We start from the raw sequence: 18,601 nt of genomic DNA on the forward strand, positions 1-18,601 counted from the left end.
CAAGCCACGTGTCCAAGCCTGCATTTTCACAGCAAAATCACGGCTTTATGCGTGTTGAGTACTTGCGCGACTCCGCATCGGCGCGTGTATAGTAAGCGTTGCTCGGATTAACGCCGGGTGTGAATCAGCCCGACCCCCCGGGGCTGATTCGCGACGACCTCCGCCTCCTCCCCCCTGGCGGGGGTCGTCCCCTTTCTCCGCTAAGCTCCCGCGCTCATTTGGTTGAGTCTCGGGACGTTGCCAAAACGTCACGCCCGCGTAGATTTTCGCTTTTGGCCATGGTTCTGCAGGACCCATCGGCACCTCTGGCGTGGGTCAACGCTGGACGGGGCCGGATTCCGATTCGGCGGTGAACCAGCAGAGGCCTGCAACGGTCCATCCCCAGACTCGGCTTCATCCACAGCCGGGCAGTCTGCGCCTTTCGGTTGCGACTTGTTCGGCGCCATGGTGGCTAAGTGAGTGCCAACACCGTGCTGACTGTGGTCGACGACATCGAACTGCGCGAGGCCGTCGAGCGGGTAGCGGCAGCCGTCGGGCTACGGGCGCTGAGCGCGCCCGCAACGCTGACGAGGAAGACGTGGTCGGCGACAGCGGCAGTGGTTCTCGACGAGCCGGGTGCCCGCCGCTGCGTGGGCATGCCGCGCCGCGCCGGACTGATCCTGGTGTCCCGAGCCGAGCCGCAGGAGTCGACCTGGCAGGCGGCGATGGCCGTCGGCGCCGAGCACCTCTGCGCTCTGCCGGCGCAGGAGGACCTGTTGACCCGCAATCTCGCCGACGCCGCCGAAGCAGCTCGCGGAGATGTCGGCGAAGGCCGGGTGATCGCCGTCATCGGCGGCCGCGGTGGAGCCGGTGCGTCGGTCTTCGCCGCGGCTGTGGCGCAGACCGCCACCGCGTCCCTTCTTGTCGACCTCGACCCGTGGGCCGGCGGTCTCGACCTCCTGCTGGCCAGCGAGTCGGTGTCCGGCTTGCGTTGGCCCGATTTGAGCCTGCAGGGTGGCCGGCTGAGTTGGCCCGCGGTTCGCGACGCCCTGCCGAACCACCGGGGAGTGAGCGTGTTGTCGGGCACCCGGTCGTGCTACGAGATGGACGCCGGCCCGGTGGAGGCGATTCTCGACGCCGGCCGGCGCGGCGGGGTGATGGTGGTCTGTGATGTGCCGCGGCGAACGACGTCCGCCGCCACGGCCGCGTTGGACGTCGCAGATCTGGTGGTGGTGATCACCACCTGCGATGTGCGTGGTGTAGCGGCCGCTTCGGCCATGACCCCCGTGGTGCGCACGATCAACCCGAACCTCGGCCTCGTGGTGCGCGGACCGTCGCCGGGCGGGCTGCGGGCCCGCGAGGTCGCCGAGATCATCGGCCTGCCACTGCTGGCGACCATGCGTCCCGAGCCGATGCTGTCCGAGCGCCTGGAACGAAGGGGACTTCGGCTCGGTCGCCGATCGCCATTGGCCGCGGCGGCTCGCGACGTGCTGGGCGTACTGCATCGGGGAGCCGTGGCGGCATGAGCGCCTCGCTGATCGACCGCGTCCGCGAACGGCTCGCCGCCGAGTCCGGCTCGTTGCGCCCGACCGCGGTTGCCGCGGCAATCCGAGCCGAGTCCGGCGGTGTCCTCGGTGACACCGAGGTACTGACCAACCTGCGGGTCCTGCAGACCGAGCTGACCGGTGCCGGTGTGCTGGAACCATTGCTTCGCGCGCCCGGCACCACCGATGTCCTGGTCACCGCTCCCGACGCGGTGTGGGTGGACGACGGTGGCGGTTTGCGGCGCAGCGCCGTGCGATTCGCTGACGAAGCGTCCGTGCGCCGGCTGGCGCAGCGGCTCGCCGTGGCCGCTGGACGACGACTCGACGAAGCCCAGCCCTGGGTCGACGGACAACTGTCCGGGCTGGGCGCCGGTGACGTCTCGGTCCGCCTGCACGCGGTACTGCCGCCGGTCGCCGTTGCCGGCACGTGTGTGTCACTGCGGGTGCTGCGCCCTGCCACGCAGGACCTCGCGGCCTTGACCCGGGCCGGCGCGATCGAACCGGAAGCAGGGCAACTGCTGGCCGAGGTCATCGACGCTCGGTTGGCGTTCCTGGTCTCGGGCGGAACCGGGGCCGGTAAGACCACGCTACTGGCCGCCACCCTCGCCGCGGTCAGCAGTGACGAACGGATCGTGTGTGTCGAGGACGCACCTGAGCTGGCGCCGCGGCACCCCCACCTGGTGCGGCTGGTGGCCCGCAGCGCCAACGTCGAAGGAGTAGGCGAGATCACGCTGCGTCAGCTGGTCCGCCAGGCGCTTCGGATGCGGCCGGATCGCATTGTCGTCGGGGAGGTGCGCGGCGCCGAGGTGATCGATCTGCTCGCCGCGCTGAACACCGGTCACGACGGCGGGGCCGGAACGGTACATGCGAACAACCCGGCTGAGGTACCAGCCCGCCTCGAGGCGCTCGCCGCCCTCGGAGGACTCGACCGCGCCGCATTGCACAGCCAGCTGGCCGCCGCGGTTCAGGTGCTGCTGCACGTCAGCCGCGGTCGCGACGGGCGGCGCCGGCTCAGTGAGATCGCGGTGTTGCGACGCGACGACAACGCACACGTCCGTGCCGAGACGGTATGGCAAGTCGGCCGCGGATTCGACTGCGGGGCAGACCGATTGCGCACCTTGATCGATGGACGGCTGGCCCGATGAGCGGCACCGTGGGCGCCGCCGGACTGCTGGCGGCGGCACTGTTGACGGCGCCGCCGCCACGGTGGCGGCTGCGGCCGAGACTGTCGCGGACGGCAGGCCGCCTGCCCGCTCTGTTGGGTGTCGCGATCCTGACCGTGGTGCTCTTGCCGCCGGCGGCGGTGATGGCGATCGGCATCCTGGGCGGCACCCTCGGTGCGCGCCGTCAGCGCGGGCGGCGCCGCCAGCGGCGGCGGGTAGACGGTCAGCGGTTGGCTGCTGCGCTGGAGACTCTGGTGGGCGAACTACGCGTCGGTGCCCATCCCGTCACCGCGTTCGGTGTCGCGGCCTCGGAATGCGATGGGCCGGTCGGGGACTCGCTGCGAGCCGTGGCTGCCAGGGCCCGCCTCGGTGCCGACGTCGCCGGCGGGCTACGAGCGGTGGCCGAGTCGTCTTCGGTTCCGGCGCAATGGAATCGGCTGGCCGTCTGTTGGCAGCTGGCCACCGAACACGGGCTGGCGATGTCGGTGCTGATGCGGGCGGCGCAGCGCGACATCGTGGAACGGCAGCGATTCAGCGACCGCGTGGAGGCGGGCCTGGCCGGGGCCCGCGCCACCGCGGTCATCCTGGCCGGGCTGCCGGTGGTCGGAGTCCTTTTGGGTCAGTTGATCGGTGCCGAGCCGATCGGCTTCCTCGTCGGCGGGGGAGTCGGGGGCTGGCTGCTGGTCGTGGGTGTCGCACTGGTGTGCGTCGGCCTGGTCTGGGCGGACCGCCTCACCGATCGGATGCTGACATGAGTGCCGCCGCGATGATGCTGGCGGTCGCACTGCTGCTCGGCGCGGGTCCCGCCGTCGTGCGGGGACGCCTCGGGGTGTCGACACCGCGTCCCCGTCCGGGTCGCCGCCGGGAGCAGCTCGGTGACCCGCTAGCGACGGCGTCCGCACTCGACGTGCTGTCGGTGTGCCTGTCGGCCGGGATGTCGGTTCCGGCTGCGGCAACCGCGACGTCCGCATCGGCTCCGCCTGGCCTTCAGGCGGTGCTGCGACGGGCCGCCGATCTGCTGGCCCTGGGCGCCGACCCGGACGTCGCATGGGGGGTGCCGGCCGATGGTGCTGACGCCACGGGTGAGGCGCTGACCCGGCTGGCCCGCAGGTCGGCGTCGTCGGGCAGTGCGCTGGCGCAAGGTGTCGCCGACCTTGCCGAGCACTCCCGTCAGGAGGCCACCCACGCCGCGGCGGCGGCGGCGGAACGGGCCTCAGTGCTGATCGCCGGACCGCTCGGTCTGTGCTTCCTTCCGGCGTTCATCTGCCTGGGCATCGTTCCGGTGGTGGCCGGGCTCGCCAGTGACGTGTTCGGGTCAGGATTGTTATGAGAGAAGGGAAAACAAATGATGCACAACATATTTCGCAAGCTGAAGATACGGCTGTTGGTCACGGCGACAGACGAATCGGGTATGTCGACGGTGGAGTACGCGATCGGCACGATCGCGGCGGCGGCGTTCGGGGCGATCCTGTACAGCGTGGTCACCGGCGACTCGATCGTCGGTGCGCTGACCAACATCATCAACCGCGCGCTGAACACCAACGTGTAGCCGGCGATGCCGGATTCAGCACCGTCGAGGCCGCGCTGGCAATCGCCGCGCTGGTCGTCGTCGTCGTCATCTGCGCCAGCGGTGTCACCGCGGTCGCAGCACAGGTTCGCTGCGTCGATGCCGCGCGAGAGGCGGCCAGGCTCGCCGCGAGAGGCGACGAGGCGGCGGCCGGATCGGTGGCCCGCACCGTGGCACCGCCGAATGCGACGGTGGAGGTACGGCGCGACGGCGGTTTCGTCGTCGCCAGGGTCAGCAGCCGCTCGGCCCTGTTGCCCGGTGTCGTCATCTCTGCCGCCGCGGTCGCCGCGGCCGAACCCGGCCAGTGACGACACCGGTGCCGCCACGGTGCTAGCCGCCCTGATGATCGTTGTCGTGGTGACCATCGCCATGGCCGGCGTGCGGGTCGGAAGTGCGGTCGTCGCCCGCCACCGTGCCCAGGCGGCCGCCGACCTGGCCGCGCTGGCGGCGGCGGCGCGGTTACCCGACGGCCCGGCGGCGGCGTGCGAGGGGGCGCGCGGAATCACCGGCGCCATGGGCGCCGAACTGGCCGGCTGCGACGTGGCGGAACTCGACGTCGTGGTCGCTGTCGCCGTCGCCGTCGGCGGCTGGAGCGGAGGACAGGCGCGCGCCTCGGCCCGTGCCGGACCGGTCGTCAGGTAGGGCCGCGCCGCTCGGCCTCGGCCAGCTCGGTGTCGGTCGGCAGCCGCACGCTGATCAGCGCGGCGAACACACCGTTGTCCAATTCCACCCGGTTGACCGCGACGTGCATCGGCACCCAGCCGCCCTCGAGGCCGGGCAGCCTCAGCACCCTGCTGGTGGAACCGGTTTGGAACTCGGTGGTCATCGGTTCCAGCTCCCGCTGGTCGTCGGGATGGAACCGCATGTTCTGCCGCCAGTCGTAATGCGGACACGGTTCGTCCAGCCACCGCAGCAGGTGCCAGGTCTCCAGATCGACCAGCGCTCGGTGCACGCCCGGCTGGGACAGCCCACTGAGGATCCGCTGGGCCAGGTGGTCGGCGGGCGCCGCGGCTCCGTCGAGTTCACCTTCCAGGTTCATCGCGCGAGCAATCAGGTGCTCGGTGCCGTCGTCGGCGGTCTCCATGGCCGTGCGCGCGACGAAGCCCACCCGTCGGAGGTTCCCCTGCTTATCGGTGAAGTCCCAGGAGGTGCAGCAAGTCCGGTCGGGCGCAGGATCGATCGCCAGCGCGAGCACGCGGGCCTCGTCGCGGTTGAGATCGCGACTGGGCAGATCCTCGGCGAACGCGCGCCCGTGGGTGCGCTCCTCGGTGGGGTCCAACCCGGAGTTCGCCAGCGACTCGACCGTGTCGGTCGCGACGCCGGTCGTCAGGTCCCACTTCAGCGGGCCGGGGATCGGCCGTTCGGGCGGCTCGGCGTCGGCAGGACCGATCCACACGTGGACCCCGTGCACCTTGCCGTCAGACATCTGGACCGGCTCGGTCCGGATGACGCGGTCGCTTTTCGGGGTGATGCTGGCGAGCCTCTTGCCGGTGGCCACCGTCTCGGCGATGGCGGTCTGGACGGCCGCCAGGTTCGGCTTCCGTCGGAGGAAATCCGCGATGGGCACCAGATTCTTCATCTGACGCCCCTGCGCGACGACCACGGGTTCGGTGCCGAGTGTCTCCACCAGCAGCCAGTCGTGGTTCATGCGAGGCAGTGTAATGGCGCCACCTAGGGCTCGCTGGCACGAAATTCGCAGGTAACGGATCGACTGACACCGACCGCGCAGCATGTACTCGCTGTTTTCCCGTTTCCTTGCGCCGCCCCAGCTATTTCGGTATTTTTCGGTTACGTCCGACCCGTCGGAGGGGGCGGACGCTGGGTTCAGCGCCTTGCTGCCGCGAGTTCGGCCAGCACGATGTTGAGGACGTCCACGGCGCCGGCCTTGTCCAGCGGGTCGTTGCCGTTGCCACACTTGGGTGATTGCACGCATGAGGGGCAACCCTGAGGGCATTCGCAGGCTTCGATCGCAGCCGCCGTCGCGCCCAGCCACGTGCTGGCCAGCCGGTAACCCCGTTCAGCGAATCCGACACCACCCGGATGGCCGTCGTAGACGAACACGGTCGGAAGTCCACCCTCGCCGATCGCCGTGGACAGCCCGCCGATGTCACCGCGATCGCAACTGGCCACCAGCGGCAGCAGTCCGATCGCCGCGTGTTCGGCGGCGTGCAGTGCGCCCGATATGCGACGCAGTTCAAGCCCTTTGTCCACCAGCGCTTCCGGTGTGATGGTGTACATCACCGCGGTGGTGGGCAGACAGTGTTCGGGCATGTCGAGCTCGACGAAGTCGATCACTTCTCCCGACAGTCGTCGCCGAAGATAGCCGATCACCCGATGCGTCACCGATACTGGCACCAGCCCCAGGGTCGCCGCGTCGAACGACACCCGCTCACCCGGGCCGGTCACCGTGATGCCGGTGATCTCTCGGGCGTAGGTCGAGTAGCCGGGATCCTCGGCATGGACCAGTGCCACACCGTCTTCCAGATTCAGCGAGTCCACCACGTAGCTCTCGCCCTGGTGCAAATACACCGCGCCCGGGTGGACCGTCGCCGGCGCCTGCCCGGCGTCGGTGTTGCCCAGCAGACGCCCGGTCTCCGCCTCCAGGATCGCCACCTGGCCGCCGGCCGAACCGCGGATGTCCACCGCCGGATGCGGATCGAGCCCGGCGGCCGGGAAGTAACGCGCGCCACGCCGGCGCAACAGACCGTCGTCGACCAGCGCGTCGGCAACCGGCCCGGCCTCCCACCGTCGTACCTCCGTCTCGTCTAGTGGCAATTCTGTTGCTGCGCAGAGTAATTGGTGGCCAAGCACATACGGATTGGCCGAGTCGATCACGACGCGCTCCACCGGCTTGTCGAGCAGCGCTTCGGGATGGTGCACCAAATAGGTGTCCAACGGGTCGTCGCGCGCGATCAGTACCACCAGGGCACCTTGCCCGCGCCGGCCGGAGCGGCCGGCCTGTTGCCAGAATGACGCGACCGTGCCCGGGAACCCCGCCAGCAGCACCGCGTCCAGACCTGCGATGTCGATTCCGAGTTCGAGCGCGTTCGTCGTTGCAAGACCTCGCAATTCACCGTCGGACAGCGCCCGCTCGAGAGCCCGGCGCTCCTCGGCGAGGTAGCCCGCGCGATACGAGGCCACTGTGTCCCTCAGCTGCGGAGCGATCTCCTCGAGCCGAGAGCGCGCGCCGAGCGCGGTCAGTTCCGCTCCCCGTCGCGACCTGACGAACGTCAGAGTGCGGGCCCCTTCGGCCACCAGGTCGGCCATCATCCTGGCCGCCTCCGATCCCGCCGAACGCCGCACGGGTGCACCGTTCTCGCCCAGCAGGTCGGTACGGAGCTCCGGTTCCCACAGTGCCACGGTGCGCGCGCCGTGCGGCGAACCGTCCTCGGTCACCGAGGCGACCGTCTCTCCGATCAGTTCAGCGGCCGTCTCTCCGGGTGCGGCGGTGGTGGCGCTGGCGAAGATCACCGTCGGACCGAATACCACCCCGGGTCGCTCCGCTCCTGCCCGCCGGTGCCCCGACGCCGGGGCATAGCGCTCGCAGAGGCGCAGCAGCCGCCGCAGCACCATCGCCACATTGGAGCCGAATATTCCTCGGTAGTAATGACATTCGTCGACCACGACGTAGCGCAGACCGCGCAGAAACACCGCCCACCGAGCGTGGTTGCGCAGCATCGACAGGTGGATCATGTCGGGGTTGGAGAACAGCCAGCGCGACCGCTCGCGGGCGAATCTGCGTATCTCGGTAGGGGTGTCGCCGTCATAGGAGGTCGGCGCCACGTCGGCCAGGGTCGGCACCGCGGTGGTCAACGAGTGCGCGGCGCGCAACTGGTCGTGGCCCAGCGCTTTCGTCGGCGACAAATACAGTGCCCGCGCGCGCGGATTTCGCTCCAGGGCATCCATTATCGGAAGTTGGAACGCCAGCGACTTGCCCGACGCGGTGCCCGTGCTGATGACGACGTGGCGTCCCTGGTGCGCGAGTTCGGCGGCCTGTACCTGGTGTGACCATGGGGCGGCGATTCCGTGATCATGGAAGGCGCGGAGCACATCTGGCTGTACCCAGGCCGGCCAGTCGACCGCGTTGGCCGGTCGCGCGGGCAACTCGGCGACATGGCGCAGCGCGACGGGAGAGGACTCGGCGCCGGCGACGGCCGCAGCGAGCAGTGCGCTGCCGAAACTCACCATCGACGCCGCCCTTTCCCGTTCTGTGGCCGCTGAGAACGGCCTTGTATCGAATTGTTCATCAGTTGGTAGCACCGAGACTGTCGCAGAAGCGCTGAACGTGATTGGATAAGGGCGGTCGCAGCTTCTGTGTTCGTGTCTTCACAATCGCAGGATCGACGTTGCGATCGCGGTTCCTGCGAGGGTCTGTAGGTCGGGTCAGTTCCGACGACTCCACGAAGGATGGCGGTCGGAACGGGGCCCGGTCTGCCGAAAACCTCGGTGGTCCGCACCCGGTAGCAAGAGAAGGAAAGTACGAAAGATGCCACAGGGAACTGTGAAGTGGTTCAACGCGGAGAAGGGCTTCGGGTTCATCGCTCCCGAGGACGGTTCTGCCGACGTGTTCGTCCACTACACGGAAATTCAAGGGTCCGGATTCCGCACCCTCGAGGAGAACCAGAGGGTCGAGTTCGAGGTCGGTCAGAGCCCCAAGGGACCGCAGGCCACAGGCGTGCGCTCCATCTGATCTGCAACGACAACAGGAATCACCCCCGAGCGTCCTGGTAACGGGCCCCGCCGGGGGTGCTTCGTTTTCCGGGCATCCAGTGTTGTCGCATCGCGTCTCCTCGCCGGCCGGACGGCTTGGCGGCGTGGCAGTCGTCACTTACTGGCTTACTGTCGAATCGTGAGCCAGCTGTCCTTCTTCTCGGCCGAGTCGGTGCCGCCTGCGGTCGCCGATCTCACCGGGATACTCGCGGCGGCTGGTCAGGTGGTGATGGTCGGTGGCGGTGCGCGACTGTCGGTAGTCGTCGAGGAGCTCTGGCGGGCCCGGGCGCTGGCCGACATGATGACCGAGGCGGGACTGGAGGCGGAGATCGCCAGTACCGAGGAGAACACCCCCCTGGTACGCACCGCGGTGGAGGTCCGACTGGTCAGAATCGCCGCCGACTGGACCCGCGGGGCGGTCAAGACCGTGCCACCTCAGTGGCTGCCCGGTCCGCGCGAGCTGAGGGCATGGACGCTGGCCGCCGGTGTCCCCGAGGCCGACCGATATCTCCTGGGGCTGGACCCGCACGCCCCCGACACCCATTCGCCGCTGGCGTCGGCGTTGATGCGGGTGGGAATCGCGCCGACGCTGATCGGCACCAGGGGCTCTCGGCCGGCGTTGAGAATAAGCGGTCGCAAGCGGCTATCGCGCCTGGTAGAGAATGTGGGGGAGCCGCCGGATGACACCGAGGCAGTGTCAGCGTGGCCCAGGATCTGAGAGATTCCGTTCGGGGGGTCGGTTTGCGTCTGCCCGCTCGGGGTGCGAAATTGTCAGTTGCCTGCGGACCCGGGGGTGCCGGTGGGCGAGACAGAAGTGGAGCGTAAGCGCAGTTGGCTGACGAGGAAACCCGCGACAGCGGCGGCGGCAATGGCCGTGTCCGACGGCTCGTCATCGTCGAGTCGCCCACCAAGGCGCGCAAAATCGCCGGCTACCTGGGCTCCAACTACATCGTCGAGTCGTCCCGCGGACACATCCGCGACCTGCCCCGCAACGCCGCCGACGTGCCGGCGAAGTACAAGTCCGAGCCGTGGGCCCGCCTCGGCGTCAACGTCGAGCACAACTTCGAGCCGCTCTACATCGTCAGCCCCGACAAGAAGAGCATCGTCAGCGAGCTCAAAGACCTGCTGAAGAACGTCGACGAGCTCTATCTGGCGACCGACGGCGACCGTGAGGGCGAGGCCATCGCCTGGCACCTGCTGGAGACTCTCAAGCCGCGTGTGCCGGTCAAACGGATGGTGTTCCACGAGATCACCGAGCCAGCCATCCGCGCCGCTGCCGAGCATCCGCGCGACCTGGACAACGACCTGGTCGACGCGCAGGAGACGCGCCGCATCCTGGACCGCCTCTACGGCTACGAGGTCAGCCCCGTGCTGTGGAAGAAGGTAGCCCCGAAGCTGTCGGCCGGGCGGGTGCAGTCCGTGGCGACCCGCATCATCGTGCAGCGCGAGCGCGACCGCATGGCGTTCCGCACCGCCTCGTACTGGGACGTGCTGGCCGAGCTGGACGCCAGCGTGTCCGACAAGAACGCCTCGCCGTCGCGGTTCAACGCCCGGCTGGTCACCGTCGACGGCAAGCGGGTGGCCACCGGTCGCGACTTCGACTCCCTCGGTGCGGTCCGCAAGCCCGACGAGGTGCTGGTCCTCGACGAGGCAGCTGCGAGCTTGCTGGCCGCCGGGCTGCGCGGTGCCAGCCTGACCGTGGCGTCGGTGGAGGAGAAGCCCTACACCCGCCGGCCGTATCCGCCGTTCATGACCTCCACGTTGCAGCAGGAGGCGGGCCGCAAGCTGCGGTTCACCTCCGACCGCACCATGAGCGTGGCTCAGCGGCTCTACGAAAACGGCTACATCACGTACATGCGTACCGACTCGACCACGTTGTCGCAGTCGGCCATCGACGCCGCACGCAACCAGGCCCGCCAGCTCTACGGCGACGAGTACGTGCACCCTTCGCCGCGGCAGTACACCCGCAAGGTGAAGAACGCTCAGGAGGCCCACGAGGCCATCCGGCCCGCCGGTGACACGTTCGCCACCCCGGGGGCGCTGCACCCAGAACTGGGCACCGACGAGTTCCGGCTCTACGAGCTGATCTGGCAGCGCACGGTGGCCTCTCAGATGGCCGACGCCCGCGGCACCACGCTGAGCCTGCGGATCGCAGGCACCGAGCCCGACGGGCGCGAGGTCGTGTTCAGTGCGAGCGGGCGCACCATCACCTTCCCGGGATTCCTGAAGGCCTACGTCGAAACCGTCGACGAGCTCGCCGGCGGTGAGGCCGACGACGCCGAGAGCCGGCTGCCGCAGCTGCGCCAGGGTCAGCGGGTGGACGCCACCGAGCTGACCCCCGACGGCCACAACACCAACCCGCCGGCGCGCTACACCGAGGCGTCGTTGATCAAGGCGCTCGAGGACCTCGGAATCGGCCGTCCCTCAACGTATTCCTCGATCATCAAGACCATCCAGGACCGCGGGTACGTCCACAAGAAGGGCAGCGCGCTGGTGCCGTCGTGGGTGGCGTTCGCCGTCACCGGCCTACTCGAGCAGCACTTCAGCCGACTGGTGGACTACGACTTCACCGCGGCCATGGAGGACGAGCTCGACGAGATCGCCTCCGGACACGAGCGGCGCACCAACTGGCTGTCCAACTTCTACTTCGGCGGCGAGCACGGGGTGGCCGACTCCATTGCCCGCGCCGGTGGCCTCAAGAAGCTGGTGGGTGTCAACCTCGAGGGTATCGATGCCCGAGAAGTCAACTCCATCAAGCTCTTTGACGACGAGCACGGCCGCCCGATCGTGGTCCGGGTGGGCAAGAACGGCCCGTACCTGGAGCGGATGATCACCGGCGACGACGGTGAGCCGACCCCGCAGCGGGCCAACCTCAGTGACGAGATCACTCCCGACGAGCTCACCCTCGAACTGGCCGAAACCCTTTTCGCGATACCGCAAGAGGGCCGGGTTCTCGGCGTCGACCCGGAGAGCGGACACGAGATCGTCGCGCGTGACGGCCGGTACGGCCCGTATGTCACCGAGGTGCTGCCCCCGCCGCCGGAGGACGACGGCGGCGGGACCGCCGAGAAGGGCAAGAAGCCGACCGGGCCCAAGCCGCGCACCGGCTCGCTGTTCCGGTCGATGGACCTGCAGACCGTCACTCTCGAGGACGCGCTGAAGCTGCTGTCGTTGCCCCGCGTTGTCGGTGTGGACCCGCAGACCAACGAGGAGATCACCGCGCAGAACGGGCGTTACGGTCCGTACCTCAAGCGCGGCACGGATTCTCGCTCACTGGCCACCGAGGATCAGATCTTCGACATCACCCTCGAAGACGCGCTGAAGATCTACGCCGAGCCGAAGCGCCGTGGCAGGCAGGGTGCGGCGGCGCCGCCACTGCGCGAGTTGGGCACCGATCCGGCGTCGGGCAAGCCGATGGTGATCAAGGACGGCCGGTTCGGCCCGTACGTCACCGACGGCGAGACCAACGCCAGCCTGCGCAAGGGTGACGACGTGCCGACTATCACCGACGAGCGCGCCTCGGAGCTGCTGGCCGACCGCCGCGCCCGCGGCCCGGTCAAGGCGACCGCCAAGAAGACGACGCGCAAGGCGCCGGCGAAGAAAGCGGCCAAGCGCAGCTAGTCGGAGACGTCGCTGCCGACTTGACGCTGCTCGGCCGGAACCGCCAGATTCGTCGGCCGGGCCAGCTGTGTCGGGGCGGTTCGCCCGCGCAGTTCGACGACCTCGCCGACGTTCCAGCACAGCGCCTCGGCATCGAGGGCACCGCTGACCGCGATCGCCGAGGCGAGCACGTGGCCGGTCTCCAGCTTGGCAAGCTCGGTGAGCCGGGCCGCCTCGTTGACCGGATCCCCGATCACGGTGTACTCGAAGCGAGCCTGGGCGCCGATGTGCCCAGCAATGGTCCGCCCGGCCGAGACCCCGATACCGAAGTCGGTTTGGCCGAGCACCTCGACGAGTTCGTCGTGCAGTTCGCGCGATGCGGCCAGTGCCGCGCCGGAGGCGTCGTGGTGCTCGATGGGGGCGCCGAAGATGCATAGCGCCGCGTCACCCTGGAACTTGTTGACGAATCCGCCGTGCTTCTTGACGGTTTCGACCACCACCCGGAAGAAGTCATTGAGCAGGCTGACGACCTCGCCGGGCGGGCGAGTCGAGGCCAGTTGGGTCGAGCCGACGAGGTCGACGAACAGTACGGCGACGTCGCGCTCCTGGCCGCCGAGCTCGGTGCCGCGTTCCAGCGCGCGCCGGGCGACGTCCTCGCCGACGTAGCGGCCGAACAGGTCACGCAGCCGTTGCCGCTCGGACAGGTCGCGCACCATGTCGTTGAAGCCGGCCTGCAGCAGGCCGAGCTCGCTGGCGTCGTAGATCTGCATGTGGGCGTTGTAGTTGCCGCGCTGGACCTCCCCGAGCGCCCAGCGCAGCTGGCGCAGCGGGTCGGCGATCGACATGGCTGACAGCACGTTGCCGGCCAGGCCGATCACCAGGGCGGCGACGGCCATCATCAGGATCGGGGTGAACAGCTGGTCGGCCGAGGCCTGCAGCAGGGAGAATTTGCTGGCCACCACAGACAGCACGATTGCCAGCAGCGGAACGCCGGTGGACAGCAGCCAGGTCAGCACCAGGCGCCGCACCACGCCGGGCCGGCGGAACTTCTCCGGCACCCCGCCGCGCAGAGCGGCGACGGCGACTGGCCGCAGCACCCGCTCGGCTTGCAGGTAGCCGATGATCGACGTCGCTGCGGCGCCGAGCAGGGAGGCGACCGCCAGCACCGGGGCGGCGCGGCTGGCGACCGGCCAGCTGGCCGCGATGAACACGATCGCGCCCAGCACCCAGTTCGTCATGCTGATGACCGAGCGGTAGGTGGGCATCCGCAGGGCCCGCAGCCGAGCTGCCTCGGTGGCCTCCGGGTCGTCCTCGGCCAGCAGCGCGTCGCGGCGCTGCCAGCGGAAAACCGGGACTAGGAGCATGAGGCTGAAGAACGCGGCGACCCCGAACGAGATGAACAGATAGCTCAGGAAGATCGCCAGGTTCAGCTTCGGGAGATCCTGCAGCATGATGCGGTCGGCGGGCGGCAGTCCGAAGCGCAGGAAACCGAGCACCAGCAGGGCGCCGATGATGTCGGCCTGCAGCATGCCCAGGGAGAACACCGGCCACGGTGTACGCGCCACCCAGCGGACGAATGCGCTGATTCGCCCGGGAGTGACCGGCTCGGTGCTCACCAGTTCACCGTATCGGTCCACAGTGACCGATCTGCACCTTGGCGACGGACCGCGGAACGGCAGTGTCGCCCGATCACACTAGTGTCTGGAGGTGATGTCCGGGGTATTTTCGCGGCTGGTCGGCCAAGGCGCGGTGGAAGCCGAGTTGGTGGCCGCCGCCCGCGCCGCTCGGGGTGATTCCGCTCGCGATGCGCTCGCCACCGGCACCATGACACATGCGTGGCTGATCACCGGGCCCCCCGGCTCGGGTCGCTCGGTTGCGGCCCTGTGCTTCGCGGCGGCGCTGCAGTGCACGTCGGAGGGCACCCCCGGCTGCGGTGAGTGCCGGGCGTGTACGACGACGATGGCCGGCACCCATGCCGACGTGCGTCGCATCATCCCCGAGGGCCTGTCGATCGGGGTCGACGAGATGCGCGGCATCGTCCAGATCGCGTCCCGCAGGCCCGGCACCGGTCGCTGGCAGATCGTGGTGGTCGAGGACGCCGACCGGCTCACCGAGGGTGCGGCCAACGCGTTGCTGAAGGTGGTCGAGGAGCCGCCGCCGTCGACCGTGTTCCTGCTCTGCGCGCCCTCGGTGGATCCCGAGGACATTGCGATCACGCTGCGCTCGCGCTGCCGCCATGTCGCCCTCGTCACCCCGTCGACGGAGGCGATCGCCCAGGTGCTGGTCGCCGGCGACGGGCTGTCCGCCGAGGAGGCGCGGTGGGCGGCGTCTGTCAGCGGCGGGCACGTCGGGCGGGCCCGGCGGCTGGCCACCGACCCGGACGCCCGCGAGCGTCGTGCCCGGGCGCTGGGGCTGGCCCGTGACGCCGCCACGCCGGCCCGGGCGTTCGCCGCCGCCGAGGAGTTGGTCGCCACCGCGGAGGCCGAGGCCCGAGCGCTCACCGTCGGCCGCGACGAGGCCGAGACCGAGGAGCTGCGCACGGCTCTGGGGGCCGGCGGAACCGGCAAGGGCACCGCGGGCGCGCTGCGTGGAGCGGCGGGTGCGATCAAGGACCTGGAACGACGGCAGAAGTCCCGGCAGACCCGTGCCTCGCGCGATGCGCTGGACCGCGCACTCATCGACCTCGCCACGTACTTCCGCGACGCGCTGCTGGTGGCTGAGGGGGCCGATGCGGTGGTGCCCAACCATCCGGACATGGCCGAGAAGGTGGCGGCGCTGGCCGTGCACGCCTCCCCGGAGCGGTTACTGCGCTGCATCGAGGCGGTGCTCGAGTGCCGGGAGGCCCTGGCCACCAACGTCAAGCCGAAGTTCGCGGTCGATGCGCTGGTGGCGACCGTTGGTCAGGCATTGCGTTCGGACCTGTAGACTCATTGCTCGGCCTGAAGGCCGCGCCGCCTTAGCTCAGTCGGTAGAGCGATTCACTCGTAATGAATAGGTCGGGGGTTCGATTCCCCCAGGCGGCTCCATAAGTACAGCTCAGAGGGGGTGGGTTACCCCGCTGCATCGTCCGTAACGGCCCGTAGGGCGCGGATAGGCCGCGAATACTCGTCGAGAGTGGCGGTGTAATCCGGCACCACCACGGCCCGCTCGACGTAGTGCCGGCGCGTGATCTCGCTGCTGCCATGCCCAGCCTGACGCGCAGCGGCCTCCAGTCCCAACGCCCGCTCCACCGCGGTGACCACCGTTTTACGCACTGAGTGGGGGGACCACCCAGGCGAGGTCGTCGCCGCGGATTTCCCGCCAGTGCGAGCGCACGTTCGCCTCCGACTGGAACGTGCCGTTGCGGGTGGGGAACACCGCGCCGCGGGCCGAGGCGTGAGGTGTCGCCCTGCCACTCGACGATCCGACGCCGCATCTCCACTACATCTTCTGGGGTGAGGACGCGCAGCCGCACCTGCCGCAGCGCCGGCAGAATCGTCCGCTCGGTCACATCCGCGTAGCCGTCGAGGGTGTCCGTGGTTTTGCGCGGACTGGCGCCGTCGGCGATGGCCAACTCAGTGTCGGCCTGGCATGTCGCGAGCCAGTGCGTCAGCAGATCCTCAACGGCGGACTCTGGGGTCAGTTCATCGTCGGTACCGGCGGGGCCGCGGCGGCGGCCAGTTCCTCAAGGCCATCGACCGCGACGTGCCCAAAGATCTGTTCGTGATGCTCGCCGGGCGCTCGCGTCCGGCCAACTGGACGTGGGATCATCTGCCGATGAAGGTCCGCTACAACGGCTACGCCAGAGCGGGTTTCGCAGGCGGGGCATGCCTGACCAGGCGACCGGATCGATCCTCGACGCCGCGCTCGTCGAGTTCGATCAGCACGGCCTCCGCCGGGTCGGTGCAGGGTCAACTACTAACGCCGATTTTCGCGGAGCGGTGATTATCTGATCGTGGGTTCGCGCAGATCGTAGCTGATGGCGTCGCCAGGTTTGGATGGGTTGCGTAGCAAGGCGATTCGGTGCGCGGTGATGTGATCGCGGCGCGACATAGTGAAGGCATATCGCTGACTGATCAGTTAATACCCGGCTGGCACTGATCCCATCCGGTCGAAGGACCCGAATGTCAACCGACGGCAACTGGAACTACATTGCTGCTATTTCAAGGGTTCTGGCGCGATCAACCCCCGAGTCGGGCGACACGCGTTCGCAGGTCCTTGATCGCCGTGACCGAGCACGGTTGACTATCAGTATCGACCAGTCAGCGAATGCCCCGCAAGCAGCCCGGGTGGGTGGCGAGTTCTTCGCCGTCCCCGCCGTGGGCCCGCAGACCCGCTACGAGGCATTGCGGGCCTATCTGCTCGACGGTGAACCCGCCGCGGCCGTAGCCGAGCGGTTCGGCTACACCACCGCCGGGCTGCACTCGGCGGTGGCCGACTTCCGCGCCGGGGCGAAGAACTTCTTCCTCGATGCCCGTCCCGGCCCCAAGACCGCACCCGGCAAAGACGCCGCCCGGACCCGGATCATCGCCCTGCGCGCGCAGGGGTACTCCATCGATGAGATCGCCGCCGAGCTGGCCGCCGAGGGCATCGGGTTGAACCGCACCGGGATCAGCGAGGTCATCAACGAGGCCGGCCTACCCCGGATCTGGCGCCGGCCCGACGCCGCCCGCGGCGGCCCCCGGCGCCAAGACCTGCCCCGGGCCCGCGCACTGGCCGCCGACGACTACGCCCAGCTGCCCACCGACGCGCCCACCCGGATGGCCGGGCTGCTGCTCGTGCTGCCCGACCTGCTCGCCGTGGACCTGCCCGCACTGGTCACCGCCGCCGGCTACCCCGGCACCCGCGACATCCCCGCGATCAACTACCTGCTCGCTCTGCTGGCGGTCAAGCTCACCGGCACCCGCCGTGTCTCCCACGTGCACGATCTGGCCGCCGACCCCGGCGCCGCGCTGTTCACCGGGCTCACCGCCCTGCCCAAGACGACCGCGCTGACCACGTACTCCTACCGCCTGCAACACGCCAAGCAGAAGAAGTTCCTGACCGCGTTGGACAAGGCTTCCGTCGCCGCGGGCCTGGCCACCGGCGAGGTGCTGAACCTGGACTTCCATGCCGTCATGCACTGGGGTGAGGACGCCGCGCTGGAAAAACACTACGTGCCCTCACGCTCGCAACGCACCCGCAGCGTGTTGACCTTCTTCGCCGAAGACGCCGACTCCCACGCCCTGCTCTACGCCAACGCCGACCTCGTCAAAGCCACCCAGAACAACGAGGTCCTCGACTTCGCCGAGCACTGGAAAACCGTCACCGGCACCCACCCCGCCCTGCTCGTCATGGACTCCAAGGTCACCACCCAAACCCAGCTCGGCGAACTGACCCAGCGCGGCATCGGCTTCATCACCCTGCGCGCCCGCACCCCCAAACTCACCGCCCACCTGCACGCGCTACCCACCAGCGCCTGGACGAAGCTGACCGTGGCCCGCGCCGGCGGCCGAACCCGCCGCGTCCAGATGATCGAAGACCCCGCCGCGCGACTATCGACCTACCCCGGCACGCTGCGTCAACTCGCCGTCGCCGGCCTGGGCCACGACGAGCCCACCATCCTGATCACCAACCAGCACTCGATGCCCGCCAAACAGGTCATCGAGACCTACTCCCGCAGAATGAACATCGAGCAACGCCTCGCCGAAGCGATCCGCTCCTTCCACCTGGACTCCCTCACCGGAGCCGTCCCCCTCAACATCGACCTCGACGTCGTGCTCACCGTCCTTGCCCACACCCTTTGCGCCGCCCTGCGCCGCCGCATCCCCGGCTACGCAACCGCCACCCCCGACACCCTGCAACGCCGGTTCCTGTCCACCGGCGGGCACATCCTCAACCACGGCAACCAGATCGTGGTCCGCCTCGACCGGCGCACCTACTCACCCGTACTGCGCCAAGCCAACCTGCCCACCACCTCCGTCCCCTGGCTCGGCGGCCGCACCGTGCGCTACGAGTTCGCATGAGCAGGCATCAAAATGAGGGTCAATTCGCTGAGTGAAAATCGGCGCTAACTGGCG

At 69.1% G+C, this 18,601-nt stretch carries 17 protein-coding genes and 1 tRNA gene; 14 read left to right on the plus strand and 4 right to left on the minus strand.

Going from position 1 to position 18,601, the window contains the following annotated elements:
* Positions 1-479: 479 nt before the first annotated feature.
* The 7 genes from ssd to K9U37_RS05460 are packed head-to-tail and all read left to right on the plus strand — an operon-like array spanning position 480 to position 4,895.
* Complete coding sequence (ssd, locus tag K9U37_RS05430) at positions 480-1,505, plus strand: septum site-determining protein Ssd (RefSeq protein WP_243073235.1); 1,026 nt, start codon at positions 480-482, stop codon at positions 1,503-1,505.
* Positions 1,502-2,668: a TadA family conjugal transfer-associated ATPase gene (locus K9U37_RS05435; RefSeq protein WP_243070841.1), complete on the plus strand. Its 1,167-nt coding sequence runs from the start codon at positions 1,502-1,504 to the stop codon at positions 2,666-2,668. The genes ssd and K9U37_RS05435 overlap by 4 nt, the downstream gene beginning before the upstream one ends.
* Positions 2,665-3,441, plus strand: coding sequence for a type II secretion system F family protein (locus K9U37_RS05440; protein WP_243070842.1), 777 nt, complete (start codon positions 2,665-2,667; stop codon positions 3,439-3,441). Before K9U37_RS05435 ends, K9U37_RS05440 begins: the two co-directional genes overlap by 4 nt.
* A complete protein-coding gene (locus K9U37_RS05445; RefSeq protein WP_243070843.1) occupies positions 3,438-4,016 on the plus strand; it encodes a type II secretion system F family protein in 579 nt (192 codons plus the stop codon). The genes K9U37_RS05440 and K9U37_RS05445 overlap by 4 nt, the downstream gene beginning before the upstream one ends.
* Positions 4,017-4,034: 18 nt before the next feature.
* Positions 4,035-4,235 (plus strand): DUF4244 domain-containing protein, encoded by a 201-nt coding sequence (locus K9U37_RS05450; protein ID WP_243073236.1) that lies wholly within the window; start codon positions 4,035-4,037, stop codon positions 4,233-4,235.
* Positions 4,236-4,270: 35 nt separating this feature from the next.
* Entirely contained in the window at positions 4,271-4,561 is a 291-nt protein-coding gene (locus tag K9U37_RS19960) for a TadE family type IV pilus minor pilin (protein ID WP_272888082.1), read from the plus strand.
* A 34-nt stretch (positions 4,562-4,595) separates the two neighbouring features.
* The gene (locus tag K9U37_RS05460) at positions 4,596-4,895 is read left to right on the plus strand and encodes an Rv3654c family TadE-like protein (RefSeq protein ID WP_243070845.1); all 300 of its coding nucleotides are present in this window, start codon (positions 4,596-4,598) and stop codon (positions 4,893-4,895) included.
* On the opposite strand, the gene K9U37_RS05465 is transcribed toward K9U37_RS05460, so the two are convergent.
* The gene (locus K9U37_RS05465) at positions 4,888-5,901 is read right to left on the minus strand and encodes a PAS domain-containing protein (RefSeq protein ID WP_243070846.1); all 1,014 of its coding nucleotides are present in this window, start codon (positions 5,899-5,901) and stop codon (positions 4,888-4,890) included. The two genes, K9U37_RS05460 and K9U37_RS05465, sit on opposite strands and share 8 nt — an antisense overlap.
* A 176-nt stretch (positions 5,902-6,077) precedes the next feature.
* A complete protein-coding gene (sftH, locus tag K9U37_RS05470) occupies positions 6,078-8,441 on the minus strand; it encodes a DNA 3'-5' helicase SftH (RefSeq protein WP_243070847.1) in 2,364 nt (787 codons plus the stop codon).
* A gap of 298 nt (positions 8,442-8,739) precedes the next feature.
* Here sftH and K9U37_RS05475 point away from each other — a divergent pair, with 298 nt between their 5' ends.
* The 3 genes from K9U37_RS05475 (at position 8,740) to topA (ending at position 12,584) form a co-directional block, all read left to right on the plus strand.
* Complete coding sequence (locus tag K9U37_RS05475) at positions 8,740-8,943, plus strand: cold-shock protein (RefSeq protein WP_003925183.1); 204 nt, start codon at positions 8,740-8,742, stop codon at positions 8,941-8,943.
* Between the two features lie 159 nt (positions 8,944-9,102).
* A complete protein-coding gene (locus K9U37_RS05480; RefSeq protein ID WP_243070848.1) occupies positions 9,103-9,681 on the plus strand; it encodes a hypothetical protein in 579 nt (192 codons plus the stop codon).
* A gap of 113 nt (positions 9,682-9,794) precedes the next feature.
* Complete coding sequence (topA, locus tag K9U37_RS05485) at positions 9,795-12,584, plus strand: type I DNA topoisomerase (protein WP_243070849.1); 2,790 nt, start codon at positions 9,795-9,797, stop codon at positions 12,582-12,584.
* Here the strand turns inward: topA and K9U37_RS05490 are convergent.
* Positions 12,581-14,179: an adenylate/guanylate cyclase domain-containing protein gene (locus K9U37_RS05490; protein ID WP_243070850.1), complete on the minus strand. Its 1,599-nt coding sequence runs from the start codon at positions 14,177-14,179 to the stop codon at positions 12,581-12,583. The two genes, topA and K9U37_RS05490, sit on opposite strands and share 4 nt — an antisense overlap.
* A 94-nt stretch (positions 14,180-14,273) precedes the next feature.
* Between K9U37_RS05490 and K9U37_RS05495 the strand changes: the two genes are divergently transcribed.
* Together K9U37_RS05495 and K9U37_RS05500 are read left to right on the plus strand one after the other, a co-directional pair.
* On the plus strand, positions 14,274-15,488 hold the full coding sequence (locus K9U37_RS05495) for a DNA polymerase III subunit delta' (protein ID WP_243070851.1): 1,215 nt from the start codon (positions 14,274-14,276) through the stop codon (positions 15,486-15,488).
* 25 nt (positions 15,489-15,513) lie between these two features.
* Positions 15,514-15,589, plus strand: a tRNA-Thr gene (locus K9U37_RS05500).
* 24 nt (positions 15,590-15,613) lie between these two features.
* Here the strand turns inward: K9U37_RS05500 and K9U37_RS05505 are convergent.
* Entirely contained in the window at positions 15,614-15,793 is a 180-nt protein-coding gene (locus K9U37_RS05505; protein ID WP_243073237.1) for a hypothetical protein, read from the minus strand.
* Between the two features lie 454 nt (positions 15,794-16,247).
* Here K9U37_RS05505 and K9U37_RS05510 point away from each other — a divergent pair, with 454 nt between their 5' ends.
* Together K9U37_RS05510 and K9U37_RS05515 are read left to right on the plus strand one after the other, a co-directional pair.
* Positions 16,248-16,487 (plus strand): hypothetical protein, encoded by a 240-nt coding sequence (locus K9U37_RS05510; RefSeq protein WP_243070852.1) that lies wholly within the window; start codon positions 16,248-16,250, stop codon positions 16,485-16,487.
* Positions 16,488-16,783: 296 nt separating this feature from the next.
* A complete protein-coding gene (locus K9U37_RS05515; RefSeq protein WP_243070538.1) occupies positions 16,784-18,547 on the plus strand; it encodes a transposase in 1,764 nt (587 codons plus the stop codon).
* Positions 18,548-18,601 lie beyond the last annotated feature (54 nt).

Origin of the sequence: Candidatus Mycolicibacterium alkanivorans, assembly GCF_022760805.1 — a bacterium.
GTDB classification, from domain to species: Bacteria; Actinomycetota; Actinomycetes; order Mycobacteriales; family Mycobacteriaceae; genus Mycobacterium; species Mycobacterium alkanivorans.